The sequence below is a fragment of the Motilibacter aurantiacus genome, from assembly GCF_011250645.1.
Lineage (GTDB): Bacteria > Actinomycetota > Actinomycetes > Motilibacterales > Motilibacteraceae > Motilibacter_A > Motilibacter_A aurantiacus.
Genome location: NZ_JAANNO010000003.1, coordinates 336,813 through 350,340, shown reverse-complemented (window position 1 = coordinate 350,340; position 13,528 = coordinate 336,813). Strand labels below are relative to the sequence as shown.

Here is a 13,528-nt window from a genome sequence, read left to right as displayed (position 1 = left end):
TCCCCGCTAGGCGATTCCTGGGATCGGCCGCCGTTGCGTGCTGCGTCACACTCCACGGGCCGACGACCTGAGGAGACGCCGTGCCGCAGCCGCTGGTCCTGCTGTCCGCGGGCGGGTACCGCTCCGGCTCGACCCTGCTCTACAACCTGCTCGGGGAGTACGTGGAGCTGGCCAACACGGGGCGGCGCATCGGGTACGTCGAGCCCGGGCAGGTCCCGCTCCTCGCCGGCCCCGCGTGGTCCTTCGTCGAGGCGATGGGCGTCGCCGTCGGGAAGGCGCACCACACGCCGGCCATCCCGGAGGGCGGCGACTGGTCGCCGCTCCTGGACGGCCGGCTCCTGCCGGTGTGCACCGTCCGCGACTGGCGGGACGTGCTGCACTCGTTCTCCCGGGCGTTCGGGCAGCCTCCGGCAGAGGTGCTCGCCTCCCGCCGGTGGCGCGTGAACCTCGACAACGTCCGTTGGTGGCGCGACTCCGGCGCGGTGATGGTCGGCTACGAGCGGCTGCTGACCGCGCCCGAGGACGTGCTCGTGGAGGTGGCCGCGGCCGCCGGGATGGCGGTGGACCCCGGTGCGGCGGTGCGGGCGTGCGCCGCCGCCGGAGCCGATGGGGCCGGCGGCGTACCGGGCACGACCGTAGCCCCGCTGTCCACCGATGCCGACCGGCGAACCTTGATGCACGAAGGGCACGTCTGCACTCCGCACGGAGGGGGGTGGCGGCAGTGGGACGCCGCCACGCTCGCCTCCGTGGATGCCGTCCTGGCCCCGCTGGCCGAGGAGTTCGCTACCGCCCCCGACGGGGCTGCCGCCCCGGCCGCCTGCGCAGGGGCCGGCGCGCGCGGGGCGTAGCCGCCGGCTGCCGGGCGACCGGGGCGCGCCAGTCGAACGCCATCGCCGCAACACGGAGCAGGAAGACCGCCGACGCGGCGAGCAGCCCGGCCGTCGGCGTGTAGGCCCCGAGATTCTCCAGCGTGGAGACCAGCCCGGCGCCGAGCGCGGCGGGGACGGCGTACAGGTCGCTGTCGGCGCGGACCAGCACGGGGGTCTCGCGGGCGACCACGTCGCGCAGCACCCCGCCGCCGACGCACGTGACCACCCCGAGGAACGCCGCCTGCACCGGGTCGAGGCCGGCCTCGCTCGCGAGCAGGGTCCCGGTCACGCTGAAGAGCGCGAGCCCCGCCGCGTCGAGCAGCAGCACCACGCGGAACGCCCGGTTGATCAGCGGGTGCGCGACCATCGCCACCAGCGCGGCGACGACGGGCAGGACGAGCAGCTCGAGGTCGCGGAAGGCCGCCGGTGGCGTGGCGCCGATGAGCAGGTCCCGGATCACCCCGCCGCCCAGCGCGGTCAGCAGCGCGAGCAGCACGATCCCGACGACGTCGAAGCCCTTGCGGATCGCCAGCGTGGCCCCGGACAGCGCGAACGCGACGATCCCGGCGAGCTCGAGGGCGTGCTGCGCGTCGCCCGCGTCGAGGGTGTCCACGGGCACAGCCTGCCGCAGCGGGCCCCGTCGGCCGCTTGCCTCCCGCGCCAGCCCCTCGGGTGGCCCGCGGCGCGTCGGCAGGAGGGCACCCTCTCGCCGCTGGACGCCCACGAGGTGCCCGCTCTCGGACGGGGGGCGGCCGGGCAGCCGGGGGGCGGTCGGGCGGACGCATAGGATGCCCCTGCACTGCGACGGCAGTGGAGGAAGCCGGTGCGATTCCGGCGCGGTCCCGCCACTGTCACCGGGGAGCAAGGCCCCACGCACGGCCACGGTCGCTCCGGCGGTTGGAAGGCCGGGGCCGCGCGCCGATCCGGAAGCCAGGATTACTCCCGCCGTCGCCGACCGGAACTTCGGGCGTGGAAACCCGAGGGAAGGAACCGCGGCATGCGCGTCACGCTGTCGGGGCGGCGGCGATGACCGCCGCGCCCGCCTCGACCCAGTACCCGTTCTCCGCCGTCGTCGGCCTCGACGACCTGCGGCTGGCCCTGCTGCTCAACGCCGTCTCCCCGGCGGTGGGCGGCGTGCTCGTCCGCGGCGAGAAGGGCACCGCCAAGTCGACCATCGTGCGCGCGCTCGCCGCGCTGCTGCCCGCGGTCGCCGTCGTCACCGGCTGCCGGTTCTCCTGCGACCCGGCCGCGCCGGACCCCGCCTGCCCCGACGGGCCGCACGAGCCCGGCGTCCCCGGCGCGCACCGGCCCGCCGCTCTGGTGGAGCTCCCGGTGGGGGCCTCGGAGGACCGCGTCGTCGGCTCGCTCGACCTCGAGCGCGCGCTCGCTGAGGGGGTCAAGGCGTACGAGCCGGGGCTGCTCGCCGCCGCGCACCGCGGCCTGCTCTACGTCGACGAGGTCAACCTGCTCTCCGACCACCTGGTCGACCTGCTGCTGGACGCCGCCGCCATGGGACGCGCACACGTCGAGCGGGAGGGGGTCTCGGTGTCGCACGCCGCCCGCTTCCTGCTCGTCGGCACCATGAACCCGGAGGAGGGCGAGCTGCGCCCGCAGCTGCTCGACCGCTTCGGGCTGACCGTGGAGGTCCGCGCCACCCGCGAGCCGGGCGAGCGGGCCGAGGTCGTACGCCGCAGGCTGGCGTACGAGGCCGACCCCGCCGCGTTCGCCGCCCGGTGGGTCTCGGCGGACGCCGCCCTCGCCGCGCGGATCGTCGCCGCCCGCGAGCGGCTGCCGCACGTCGTCCTGTCCGACGCCGCCCTGCGCCAGGTGACCACCGTCTGCGCGGCCTTCGACGTCGACGGGCTGCGCGCCGACCTGGTGACGGCACGGACCGCCGTCGCCCTGGCGGCGTGGCACGGCCGCGACGAGGTGCTCCCCGAGGACGTCCGCCAGGCCGCCCTGCTCGCGCTGCCGCACCGCCGCCGCCGCAACCCCTTCGACGCCCCCGGGCTGGACGAGGACGCGCTCGACGACGCGCTCGACGCGGCCCAGCAGGGCTCGCCCGAGGGCCCGGAACACGACGGGCCGGACGACGACGGGCCGGACGAAGACGGGCCCGGTGGGGGCGTGGACGCGTCGGGCGCGGCGCCCCCGCCGGGGGCCGGCCCCGACAGTGCGGCGCCGGGCCCCGAGGCCACCCCCTCGTCCCCGACACCTCCGGCCCCGCCCCCCGGCTCCGCCGCGAGCGGTGATCATGGGGATCTCAGCGGCGACACCGGCGTGTCGCGCGGAAAGCCTCATGATCAGCGTGAGTCGGCCGGTGACGCCGCCGCCCCGGCCACGCCCGAGCCCGTGGCCACCGCGACCGCGCCGTACCGCGTGCGCACCCTCCACGTCCCCGGAGTGGGCGAGGGGGTGGCGGGCCGTCGGTCGGCGACGCGCGGCAGCGGAGGGCGCACCGTCCGGGCGCAGCGGCCCGCCGGCAAGGTCACCGCCCTGCACCTGCCCGCGACCCTTCAGGCGGCCGCCCCGCAGCAGCGCGCCCGCGGCCGCGTGGGCCGGGGGCTGGTGCTCGCGCGCGACGACCTGCGCGCGGCTGTCCGCGAGGGGCGCGAGTCCAACCTCGTGCTCTTCTGCGTCGACGCCTCGGGCTCGATGGCAGCTCGACAAAGGATGGGCGCGGTCAAGGGCGCCGTTCTCTCGCTGTTGCTTGACGCCTACCAGCGACGTGACAAGGTCGGGCTCGTGACGTTCCGCGGGCGCGGTGCCGAGGTGGCCCTCCCGCCGACGTGGTCGGTCGAGGCAGCGGCCACGCGGCTCGAGGCGCTGCCGACCGGCGGCCGCACCCCGCTGGCCGCCGGGCTGCTCAGGGCCCACGACGTGCTGCGCGTCGAGCGGGTCCGGGACCCGCGGCGCCGGCCGCTCCTCGTGGTCGTCACCGACGGCCGGCAGACGACGAAGGGTGACCCGGCGCAGGCCGCCGGGCTGCTCGCGGCCCAGGGCGTGGCGAGCGTCGTCGTGGACTGCGAGTCGGGGCCGGTACGCCTCGGCCTGGCCGTCGAGCTCGCCGCCCGCCTCGGCGGCCCGGCGATCCGGCTCGAGGAGCTCGCCGCGGACTCGCTGGCCGGGCTCGTGCGCGACGTGCGCGGAGCGGCCTGATGCCGCAGGGCAAGCCCACGAGCGTCCCGGACGACGGCCTCACCACGCGTCAGCGCCGCAACCGTGCCCTCCTCGTCGTCCACACCGGTGAGATGAAGGGGAAGTCGACTGCTGCCTTCGGCCTCGCCCTGCGCGGCTGGAACCAGGGATGGCCGATTGGTGTGTTCCAGTTCGTGAAGTCGGCGAAGTGGAAGGTCGGCGAGGAGGCCGCCTTCCGCGCGCTCGGGCGGCTGCACGAGCAGACCGGCGAGGGTGCCCCGGTGGCCTGGCACAAGATGGGCGAGGGCTGGTCGTGGATCCAGCGCGCCGGCTCCGAGCAGGACCACGCGGCCGACGCCCGTGAGGGCTGGGAGCAGGTCAAGCGCGACCTGGCCGCGGAGGCGTACAAGGTCTACGTGCTCGACGAGTTCACCTATCCCATGAAGTGGGGCTGGGTCGACGTCGACGACGTCGTGGCGACGCTGCGCGACCGCCCCGGGGCCCAGCACGTGGTCATCACCGGACGGGACGCCGACCCACGGCTGGTCGAGGCCGCGGACCTGGTGGTGGAGATGACGAAGGTGAAGCATCCGATGGACGTCGGCCAGAAGGGGCAGCGGGGGATCGAGTGGTGAGCAGCGGATCCGTCCCGCGCTTCGTCGTCGCGGCGCCGTCGAGCGGCCATGGGAAGACGACGGTGGCCACCGGGCTGCTGGCGGCGTTCGCGAGCCGCGGGCTCGCCGTGTCGCCGCACAAGGTCGGCCCGGACTACATCGACCCCGGCTACCACGGGCTGGCGGCGGGGCGGGTCGGGCGCAACCTCGACGCCTACCTCTGCGGCCCCGAGCGCATGGTGCCGCTCTTCCTGCACGGCGCCGCCGGTGCCGACCTCGCGGTCGTCGAGGGGGTGATGGGCCTGTACGACGGCGCGACCGGCCACGGCGAGCTGGCGTCGACGGCGCACATCGCCAAGCTGCTGCGGGCGCCCGTCGTCCTCGTCGTCGACCCCAAGGCGCAGGGGCGGTCCGCCGCCGCCCTCGTGCACGGGTTCGCGACGTTCGACCCCGACGTCCGCATCGGCGGGGTCATCCTCAACCGCGTCAGCTCCGAGCGGCACGAGGAGATCGTGCGCCAGGCGCTCGAGGAGATCGGCGTCCCGGTGCTGGGGTGCCTGCCGCCCTCGGACGCGATCTCGGCGCCCTCGCGCCACCTGGGCCTCGTCCCCGTCGCCGAGCGCAGCGCGGCCTCGGTCGCGACGGTGCGCGCGCTCGGCGAGCTGGTGTCGGCCTGCGTCGACCTCGAGGGCGTCCTCGAGGTGGCGCGCAGCGCGGGAGGGCTGAGCGACGCGCCCTGGGACCCGCGAGTCGCGATCGGGGAGCCGGCCGGTGGCCGCCCCCGCATCGCTGTCGCGGCCGGGGCCGCGTTCACCTTCTCCTACGCCGAGACCTCCGAGCTGCTGACCGCCGCCGGGGCCGAGGTGGTGCACGTCGACCCGTTGCGCGACGAGACCCTGCCCGAGGGCACCGCCGGCCTGGTCGTCGGCGGCGGCTTCCCCGAGATGTACGCCGCGGAGCTCTCGGCGAACGAGCAGCTGCGGGCGGCGGTGTCGCGGCTCGCGGCGTCGGGGGCGCCGGTCGCCGCCGAGTGCGCCGGGCTGCTCTACCTCGCGAAGGCCCTGGACGGGCAGCCGATGTGCGGCGTGCTCGACATCGACGCCCGGATGACGGGCAACCTGACCCTGGGCTACCGGGACGCCGTCGCGGTCAGCGACAACTCGCTGGCCGTCGAGGGGCAGCGCGTGCGGGGGCACGAGTTCCACCGCACCGCCTGCAGCCCGCCCGCCGGGCAGCTGCCCGCGTGGCAGTGGCGCGCGGGTTCCTCCGAGGGCTTCGTGCAGGGCGGCGTGCACGCGTCGTACCTGCACGTCCACTGGGCCGGCGCCCCCAAGCTCGCCCGCCGCTTCACCGAGTTCGCCGCCCGCGTCGAGGCCGCTGCATGACCCCGCGGCTGGTCGGTGTCGGCGTGGGGCCGGGCGACCCGGAGCTGGTCACGGTCAAAGCAGTACGCGTGATGCAGGAATCCGACGTCGTGCTCGTTCCGGTCATGGGTGACGACGTCGTGGGACGGGCCGAGGAGGTCGTGCGCCGCCACGTCGACGCGTCGAAGGTGCGGCGGGCGGTCTTCGCGCTCAGCGACCGCGGCGGGCTCACCGCGCGGCGCGAGGAGGCGTGGGACGCGGCGGGCCGCGCGGTCGCCGACGCGTTCGCGTCGGGGGCCTCGACCGTCTCGTTCGCGACCATCGGGGACCCCAACGTCTACTCGACGTTCGCCTACCTCGCCGCGACCGTCCGCACGCTCGTGCCCGGGGTCGAGGTGGGCACGGTCCCCGGCATCACCGCGATGCAGGACCTCGCGTCCCGCAGCGGCACGGTCCTCTGCGAGGGGACCGAGTCGCTGGCGCTGCTGCCGCTGACCGCGGGCCTGCCGGCCTACGAAGCGGCACTGGCGAGCTTCGACACGGTGGTCGCCTACAAGGGAGGCCGCCACCTGCCGGCGGTCGTCGAGGCGCTGCGCGCCGCCGGACGGCTCGACGACGCGGTCTTCGGGGCCGCGATGGGCCTGCCCGACGAGGACGTCCGGCCGCTGGCCGACGTCGAGCACGGCGTCGAGGCGCCGTACCTGTCGACGGTGGTCGCGCCGGCCCGTCGTCACACCGGACGTGGAGGGAAGCTGTGAGCCGGGGAAAGGTCACCTTCGTCGGCGCCGGGCCGGGCGCCGCGGACCTGCTGACCTTCCGCGCCGCGCGCGCGATAGGCGAAGCGGACATCGTCATCTGGGCCGCCAGCCTGGTTCACGAGGACGTCCTGCAGCACGTGCGCGAGGGGGCGGAGGTCGTCGACTCGGCGCAGCTGCCGATGGAGGGCGTGCTGCCGCTCTACCAGCGCGCGCTCGCCGAGGGGCTGCGCGTCGCCCGCATCCACTCCGGCGACCCGGCACTGTGGGGCGCGGTCCAGGAGCAGCTCGACCGCTGTCGCGAGCTCGGCCTCGAGACCGAGATCGTGCCCGGAGTCAGCGCCTTCAGCGCAGTGGCAGCGATCGTGCAGCGCGAGCTGACGATTCCCGAGGTCGCCCAGTCGGTGATCCTGACGCGGCTCGGGGGAGGCAAGACCCCCATGCCCGCCGGGGAGGAGACGCGCGACTTCGCCCGCCACGGGACGACGATGGCGCTCTTCCTGTCCGCGGCCCGCTCGGGGCAGCTGCAGGAGGAGCTGCTCGAGGGCGGCTACAGCGAGGACACACCGGTGGTCATCGCCTACCAGGCGACCTGGCCCGACGAGCTCGTCGTGCAGTGCACGGTCGGCACGCTCGAGGACACGGTCAAGGAGCACAAGCTCTGGAAGCACACGCTCTTCCTCGTCGGCCCCGCGCTCACCGCGGGCGGCACGCGCTCCCACCTCTACCACCCCGGGCACTTCCACGGGTTCCGCAGGGCGGACCCGGAGGCGCGGCGGGCGCTCCGGGCGTCCCGGCAGGCCGGCGAGGGAGCACCGTGACCGGCACGGTCACGGTCGTCGGGTACGACGGCTCCCCCCTCGGCGCGGACGCGTCGCGCGCACTGGCCGGGGCGACCCTGGTGGTCGGCGGGCGCCGTCACCTGGACGCCGTCGCCGTGCCGGCGACGGCCCGCACCGTCGTCATGGGCCCGCTGTCGCCGGCGGTCGAGGAGCTGGCCCGGCACGACGGCGAGGCCGTCGTCGTGGCCAGCGGCGACCCCGGGTTCTTCGGCATCGTGCGCGCGCTGCGCGAGGCCGGGCTCGACCCGCGCGTGCTCCCGGGGGTGTCGTCCGTGGCGCTGGCCTTCGCGCGCGTCGGGCTGCCCTGGGACGACGCCCTCGTCGTCTCCGCGCACGGCCGCGACCTGGCCGCCGCGGTGAACGCCTGCCGCGCCCACCCCAAGGTCGCGGTGCTCACCGGCCCGGGCGCGGGGCCGGCGGAGATCGGCGCCGCCCTCGGTGCCACCGCGCGCCGCATGGTGGTCTGCGAGCGGCTCGGCACGGACGAGGAGCGGGTGACCGCGATCAGCGTGCAGGACACCGCCCGGGCCTGGGCCGACCCCAACGTGACCCTGGTGCTCGACGACGAGCGGCTCGCGACCCGGGTCGGCTCGGCCTGGCCCCGGGCGGCCGCCCCGGACGCCTGGGCTCTTCCGGAATCCGAGTTCGCCCATCGCGACAGCATGGTCACCAAGGCCGAGGTGCGCGCGCTGGCCCTGGCGCGGCTCGCGCCCCGTCCCGGCCTGCTCGTGTGGGACGTCGGGGCGGGCAGCGGGTCCGTGGCCGTCGAGTGCGCCCGCTTCGGCGCGGCAGTGGTCGCCGTCGAGCGCGACGCGGACCAGTGCCGCAGGGTCGACGCGAACGCCCGGCGTCACGGCGTCAGCGTCGACGTCGTCGCCGGCTCGGCACCGGCGGCCCTCGACACACTGCCCGACCCGGACGCCGTGTTCGTCGGAGGGGGAGGCCCCGACGTGGTCGCCGCCTGCGCGCGCCGCAAGCCGGCCCGCGTCGTGGCGGCCCTCGCCGCGGTCGACCGGCTCGCGCCGGTGCGCGATGCGCTGTCGGGCGGCGGGTACGCGGTCGACGGCACGTTGCTCCAGTCGTCCCGCATGCGGGCGCTGCCCGACGGCTCCACCAGGCTCGCCGCGGAGAACCCCGTGCTCCTCGTGTGGGGGGAGCGGCTGTGATCGGCCTGGTCGCGGTCACCGCCGCCGGACGGGCCGCCGCCGCGCAGCTCGCCGCCGCCTGGCCGGAGGAGGCCCGCCGCTACGACGGTGCCGCCGCCGAGGCGCTCGCCCGAGCGTGGCGGGAGTGCGACGGCATCGTCGCCTTCCTCGCCGTCGGCGCGACCGTGCGGCTCGTCGCCCCGCTGCTGCAGGACAAGGCGAGCGACCCGGGCGTCGTGTGCGTCGACGAGTCGCGCCGGCACGCGGTCGCCCTCGTGGGCGGGCACGGCGGCGGCGCCAACGCCCTGGCCGAGCGCGTCGCCGCCGCCCTCGGTGCGACGCCCGTCATCACCACGGCCACCGACGCCACGGGCATCCCTGGCCTGGACACCCTCGGCTGGCCGGTGGAGGGCGCCGTCGCGGCCGTGAGCCGTGCGCTGCTGGACGGCGACCCGGTCCGGCTGCAGGCCGACGCGACGTGGCCGCTGCCGGCGCTCGCCGTCGACCCGCACGCGAGCGGGGACGCCACCCTCCTCGTGACCGACCGCGTCGTCGAGCCGTCCGCCGCCACCGCCGTGCTGCGCCCGCCGTCGATCGTGGTCGGCGTCGGGGCCAGCCGCGGTGTCCCGGCCGACGAGGTGCTCGCCCTCGTCGACGCGGCGCTGGCCGAGGCCGGCGTCTCGGCCGCCTCCGTGCGGCACCTCGCGACCGTCGACCTCAAGGCCGACGAGGCCGGGATCGTCGAGGCCGCACGCCTGCGCGGCTGGCCGCTGGTGACGTACCCCGCCGCCGCTCTCGCCGCGGTGGACGTGCCCAACCCGAGCTCGGTCGTCCTGGAGGAGGTCGGCACCCCGAGCGTCGCGGAGGCCGCGGCGCTGTCCGGAGGCACGGCCGAGCTGCTCGTGCCGAAGCGCAAATCAGCGATGTCGACTGCGGCAGTCGCACGGCACCGCCCGCGCGGCCGGCTCGCGCTGGTCGGGCTCGGCCCCGGGGCGCGCGACCTCGTCACACCGCGGGCCGTCGCCGAGCTGGCCCGGTCCTCCGTCGTCGTCGGGCTCGACCAGTACGTCGACCAGGTCCGCGACCTGCTGCGGCCCGGCACGCGCGTGCTCGTCTCCGGCCTGGGGGACGAGGAGGCCCGTGCCCGGCTGGCCGTCGAGCAGGCTCGGCAGGGCCATGCCGTCGCGCTCATCGGCTCCGGCGACGCCGGCGTCTACGCCATGGCCAGCCCGGCCCTCGACGTCGCCGGTCACGACATCGACGTGGTGGGCGTCCCCGGCGTCACGGCCGCCCTGGCCGCCGCGGCGCTGCTCGGCGCGCCGCTCGGGCACGACGCGGCGTACATCAGCCTGTCGGACCTGCACACGCCGTGGGAGGCGATCGAGGCCCGCGTGCGCGCCGCGGCCGAGGGCGACTTCGTGACCGTGTTCTACAACCCGCGCAGCCGGGCCCGGGACTGGCAGCTGCCGAAGGCGATCGGCCTGCTGGCCGGGCACCGGCCGCCGGACACGCCGGTCGGCGTCGTGCGCAACGCGACGCGGGACGGGCAGCGGGTGCTGCTGACCACCGTCGCGCAGCTGGACCCCGACGACGTCGACATGTACTCCGTCGTGCTCGTCGGCAGCAGCAACACCCGGATGGTGGGCGGCCGCATGGTGACCCCGCGCGGGTACCGGTGGATGCGATGAGCCGCCCCGGAACCCGCACCGTGCACCCCATCGAGCAGGAGTCGTACGCGATCCTGCGCTCCCGGGTCGACACCTCGGGCCTGCCGCCGCTGACGCGGGCCGTCGTCGAGAGGGTCGTGCACGCCAGTGCGGACCTGGACTACGTGCAGGACCTGGCCTGCGCCGAGGGCGACCTCGAGCGCGGGCTGGCCGCCCTCCGGGCCGGGGCCCCCGTGGTCGCGGACGCCGAGATGGTGGCGGCCGGCATCACGTCCCGCCCGGTGCTGTGCCGGGTGCGGACGGCGCAGCCGCGGCCGGGGGAGACGCGCTCTTCCGCGGGCTTCCGCGAGGCGCTCGGCGAGGTCGGCCACGGTGCGGTGTGGGTCGTGGGCAACGCCCCGACGGCGCTCTTCACCCTGCTGGAGCTGGACGCGCGACCGGCGCTGGTCGTCGGGCTCCCGGTCGGCTTCGTCGGGGCCGCAGAGTCGAAGGCCGCGCTCCGGGCCTCCGGCCTGCCGTCGGTCAGCAACGCTTCGGAGAAGGGCGGCTCGGCGGTCGCCGCCGCCGCGGTCAACGCGTTGCTCTACGTGGAGGAGGCGCAGTGACGGCCGTACGCCCCCCGCTGCTCCTGCTGGCCGTCCCCGCCGACGCGGGGGAGCAGGCCGACCTGCTCGCCGAGCGGCTGAGCAAGCGGCTGGTCGCCGAGGGCGTCGAGGTCCTGTCGTCCTCGCCCGGGCCCGATGCGCCCGGGCCCGGGCCCGTCGGCGTCCCGCTCGTCCTGCTCGCGGCCGGCTGGGAGGCGCCCGCGGGCCGACGCGTCGCCCGGCCGTTCGGCCCGCATCCCACCCTGTTGCGGCTGCTCGAGGAGCGCGTCGACGCCGCGCTCGCCGGGGCCGGCCGGGCCGACAGCGCCGTCGTGCTGGTCGGCCACGGGCCCGACGAGCCGCAGGCCAACGCCGAGACGGTGAAGGTGGCGCGGATGCTGTGGGAGGGGCGGGGCTTCGGCCTCGTCGAGCCGGCGTTCGTGCAGGCCGGGCCGTCCGTCGAGGCCGCGCTCGAGCGGTGCCGCCGGCTGGGCGCGGAGCGCGCGGTCGTCGTGCCGTACTCCCTCTTCACGCCGCTCGGGCCGATGCCGACCTCCGGGCTCGCCGACGTCCGGGCCGCTGCCCCGGTGGGCGACTGCGACGGGCTGGCCGACCTCGTGCTCGAGCGCTACGCCGAGGTGCTGGACGGGGACCTCAGGTCGAACTGCAATTCCTGTTTCTACCGTCCGAAGTTCACCGCGCATGCCCACTGACGTCGACCTGGGACACCACGGCGACAGGGACGTCGCCCCGGGGCTCGTCGACCTCGCGGTGAACGTCCGGGCCGGCGCCCCGCCGTCCTGGCTGCTCGCCCGGCTCACCGGCGCGCTCGGGCGGCTCGCGGCGTACCCGGACCAGAGCTCGGCCCGGGCGGCGGTCGCGGCCAGGCACGGGCGTCCGGCCGGGTCCGTGCTCCTCACCGCGGGCGCGGCCGAGGGGTTCGTGCTGCTGGCCCGCACGCTGCGCCCCCGCCGTGCGGTGGTCGTCCACCCGCAGTTCACGGAGCCGGAGGCGGCCCTGCGCGCCGCCGGTCATGAGGTGGAGCGCGTGGTGCTGGCGCCGCCCTTCAGGGTGGGCCCCGGCCTCGTCCCCGAGGACGCGGACCTCGTCGTCGTCGGCAACCCGACGAACCCGACCTCCGTCCTGCACCCCGCGTCGACGCTCTCCGCGCTCTGCCGCCCGGGGCGGGTCGTCGTCGTCGACGAGGCCTTCATGGACGCCGTGCCCGGGGAGGCGGAGTCCCTGGCCGGCCGCTCGGACCTGCCGGGGCTCGTCGTCGTCCGCAGCCTCACCAAGACGTGGGGGCTGGCCGGGCTGCGCGTCGGCTACCTGCTCGCCGACCCCGCGCTGGTGGCCCGGCTGCAGCAGGCGCAGCCGCTCTGGCCGCTGTCGGCACCCGCGTTGGTCGCCGTCGAGGCGTGCAGTGCCCCTTCCGCGGTCGAGGAGTCGGCGACGTGGGCCCGGGGCATCGTGGCCCACCGCGAGCACCTGGCGGAGGCGCTCGCGGGCGTGCCCGGCGTCGACGTCGTCCCGGATGCCCGGGGGCCGTTCCTGCTCCTGCGCACCCCCGTCGACGTCCGCAGCGCATTGCGTGACGTCGGCTTCGCCGTACGCCGCGGTGACACCTTCCCCGGCCTCGGGCCGGAGTGGGCCCGTGTGGCGGTCCGGGACCCGGACACGTCCGACGCCTTCGTCCGGGCCTTGCGCGGCGCGCTCGGGCAGCCCGCACCGGCCGGTGACGGCGGGCGCCCGGTCGGCTCGGTCGCCCTCGTCGGCGGCGGGCCCGGCGACCCGGCCCTGCTGACCGTGCGCGGCCTGCAGTTGCTCGCCGCCGCGGACGTCGTGGTCGCCGACCGGCTCGGCCCGACCACCGTGCTCGACGGGCTGGCCCCGGGGGTGAAGGTCGTGGACGCCTCGAAGACCCCGGGCGGTCGGACCGTTCCCCAGGAGGAGACCAACGCCCGCCTCGTCTCGCTGGCTCGCGAGGGCAAGCGGGTCGTCCGCCTCAAGGGTGGTGACCCGTACGTCTTCGCCCGCGGCTGGGAGGAGCTGGCGGCCTGCCGGGCGGCCGGCGTACCCGTCGAGGTGGTGCCCGGGGTCACCAGCGCGCTGGGCGCCCCGGCCGCCGCGGACGTGCCGGTCACCCACCGCGAGCTGGCCCAGGAGTTCGTCGTCGTCTCCGGCCACGTGCCGCCCGGGGACCCGCGCTCGACGGTCGACTGGGACGCGCTCGCCCGGCTGAACGGCACGCTGGTCCTGCTCATGGCGGTCGACCGGCTGCCCGCGATCAGCGCGGCCCTCGTCGCCGGGGGCCGGGGCGGGGACACACCGGTCGCGGTCGTGCAGCAGGGGACGCTGGAGGGCCAGCGCGTCCTGCGCACCACGCTCGCGGCGGCCGGGGACGACTGCGCCCGCGCGGGCGTACGGCCTCCGGCGGTCGTCGTCGTCGGCGCCGTGGCCGGGCTCGTCGCCGGCTGAGCAGCCCGGTCTGTGTCCGGTGTGAAAACTCTTCGCCCGCCGTGCCGCGCGGTCGCTTCCCGGCATTGACAG

The 13,528-nt window shown here is 76.6% G+C and carries 12 protein-coding genes and 1 riboswitch; of the genes, 11 read left to right on the top strand and 1 reads right to left on the bottom strand.

The features are described 5' to 3' along the window. The first annotated feature begins 80 nt into the window (after nucleotides 1-80). Nucleotides 81-848 carry a sulfotransferase family protein gene (locus G9H72_RS07930; RefSeq protein ID WP_166169602.1) on the top strand — a complete coding sequence of 256 codons (768 nt, stop codon included), beginning with the start codon at nucleotides 81-83 and terminating at the stop codon, nucleotides 846-848. On the opposite strand, the gene G9H72_RS07925 is transcribed toward G9H72_RS07930, so the two are convergent. Next, complete coding sequence (locus G9H72_RS07925) at nucleotides 784-1,482, bottom strand: trimeric intracellular cation channel family protein (protein WP_166169600.1); 699 nt, start codon at nucleotides 1,480-1,482, stop codon at nucleotides 784-786. The genes G9H72_RS07930 and G9H72_RS07925 overlap by 65 nt on opposite strands. 175 nt (nucleotides 1,483-1,657) lie before the next feature. Then, nucleotides 1,658-1,833, top strand: a riboswitch (cobalamin riboswitch). Between the two features lie 62 nt (nucleotides 1,834-1,895). Between G9H72_RS07925 and G9H72_RS07920 the strand changes: the two genes are divergently transcribed. From G9H72_RS07920 to cobC, 10 genes are read left to right on the top strand one after another with little or no spacing between them, the layout of a single operon-like run. After that, complete coding sequence (locus G9H72_RS07920) at nucleotides 1,896-4,028, top strand: putative cobaltochelatase (protein ID WP_166169598.1); 2,133 nt, start codon at nucleotides 1,896-1,898, stop codon at nucleotides 4,026-4,028. Beyond that, nucleotides 4,028-4,642 (top strand): cob(I)yrinic acid a,c-diamide adenosyltransferase, encoded by a 615-nt coding sequence (gene cobO, locus G9H72_RS21415; protein ID WP_166169596.1) that lies wholly within the window; start codon nucleotides 4,028-4,030, stop codon nucleotides 4,640-4,642. The genes G9H72_RS07920 and cobO overlap by 1 nt, the downstream gene beginning before the upstream one ends. Continuing rightward, on the top strand, nucleotides 4,639-6,006 hold the full coding sequence (locus G9H72_RS07910; protein ID WP_166169594.1) for a cobyrinate a,c-diamide synthase: 1,368 nt from the start codon (nucleotides 4,639-4,641) through the stop codon (nucleotides 6,004-6,006). Before cobO ends, G9H72_RS07910 begins: the two co-directional genes overlap by 4 nt. After that, nucleotides 6,003-6,743 (top strand): precorrin-2 C(20)-methyltransferase, encoded by a 741-nt coding sequence (gene cobI / locus G9H72_RS07905; RefSeq protein ID WP_166169592.1) that lies wholly within the window; start codon nucleotides 6,003-6,005, stop codon nucleotides 6,741-6,743. Before G9H72_RS07910 ends, cobI begins: the two co-directional genes overlap by 4 nt. Further along, on the top strand, nucleotides 6,740-7,561 hold the full coding sequence (cobM, locus tag G9H72_RS21410) for a precorrin-4 C(11)-methyltransferase (RefSeq protein ID WP_166169590.1): 822 nt from the start codon (nucleotides 6,740-6,742) through the stop codon (nucleotides 7,559-7,561). Before cobI ends, cobM begins: the two co-directional genes overlap by 4 nt. After that, complete coding sequence (gene cbiE / locus G9H72_RS07895) at nucleotides 7,558-8,748, top strand: precorrin-6y C5,15-methyltransferase (decarboxylating) subunit CbiE (RefSeq protein ID WP_166169588.1); 1,191 nt, start codon at nucleotides 7,558-7,560, stop codon at nucleotides 8,746-8,748. The genes cobM and cbiE overlap by 4 nt, the downstream gene beginning before the upstream one ends. Continuing rightward, on the top strand, nucleotides 8,745-10,415 hold the full coding sequence (gene cobJ / locus G9H72_RS07890; RefSeq protein ID WP_166169586.1) for a precorrin-3B C(17)-methyltransferase: 1,671 nt from the start codon (nucleotides 8,745-8,747) through the stop codon (nucleotides 10,413-10,415). Before cbiE ends, cobJ begins: the two co-directional genes overlap by 4 nt. Continuing rightward, nucleotides 10,412-10,999 (top strand): precorrin-8X methylmutase, encoded by a 588-nt coding sequence (locus G9H72_RS07885; RefSeq protein ID WP_166169584.1) that lies wholly within the window; start codon nucleotides 10,412-10,414, stop codon nucleotides 10,997-10,999. The genes cobJ and G9H72_RS07885 overlap by 4 nt, the downstream gene beginning before the upstream one ends. Next, complete coding sequence (locus G9H72_RS22880; protein WP_166169582.1) at nucleotides 10,996-11,691, top strand: sirohydrochlorin chelatase; 696 nt, start codon at nucleotides 10,996-10,998, stop codon at nucleotides 11,689-11,691. The genes G9H72_RS07885 and G9H72_RS22880 overlap by 4 nt, the downstream gene beginning before the upstream one ends. Continuing rightward, nucleotides 11,681-13,456, top strand: coding sequence for an Rv2231c family pyridoxal phosphate-dependent protein CobC (gene cobC / locus G9H72_RS07875; protein ID WP_166169580.1), 1,776 nt, complete (start codon nucleotides 11,681-11,683; stop codon nucleotides 13,454-13,456). Before G9H72_RS22880 ends, cobC begins: the two co-directional genes overlap by 11 nt. The last annotated feature ends 72 nt before the right edge of the window (nucleotides 13,457-13,528 follow it).

What these genes read in the sequence shown, in the direction of transcription:
- G9H72_RS07920 (WP_166169598.1), top strand. Translation starts at nt 1,896, where the DNA reads ATGACCGCCGCGCCCGCCTCGACCCAGTACCCGTTCTCCGCCGTCGTC.
- cobO (WP_166169596.1), top strand. Translation starts at nt 4,028, where the DNA reads ATGCCGCAGGGCAAGCCCACGAGCGTCCCGGACGACGGCCTCACCACG.
- cobI (WP_166169592.1), top strand. Translation starts at nt 6,003, where the DNA reads ATGACCCCGCGGCTGGTCGGTGTCGGCGTGGGGCCGGGCGACCCGGAG.
- G9H72_RS07885 (WP_166169584.1), top strand. Translation starts at nt 10,412, where the DNA reads ATGAGCCGCCCCGGAACCCGCACCGTGCACCCCATCGAGCAGGAGTCG.
- cobC (WP_166169580.1), top strand. Translation starts at nt 11,681, where the DNA reads ATGCCCACTGACGTCGACCTGGGACACCACGGCGACAGGGACGTCGCC.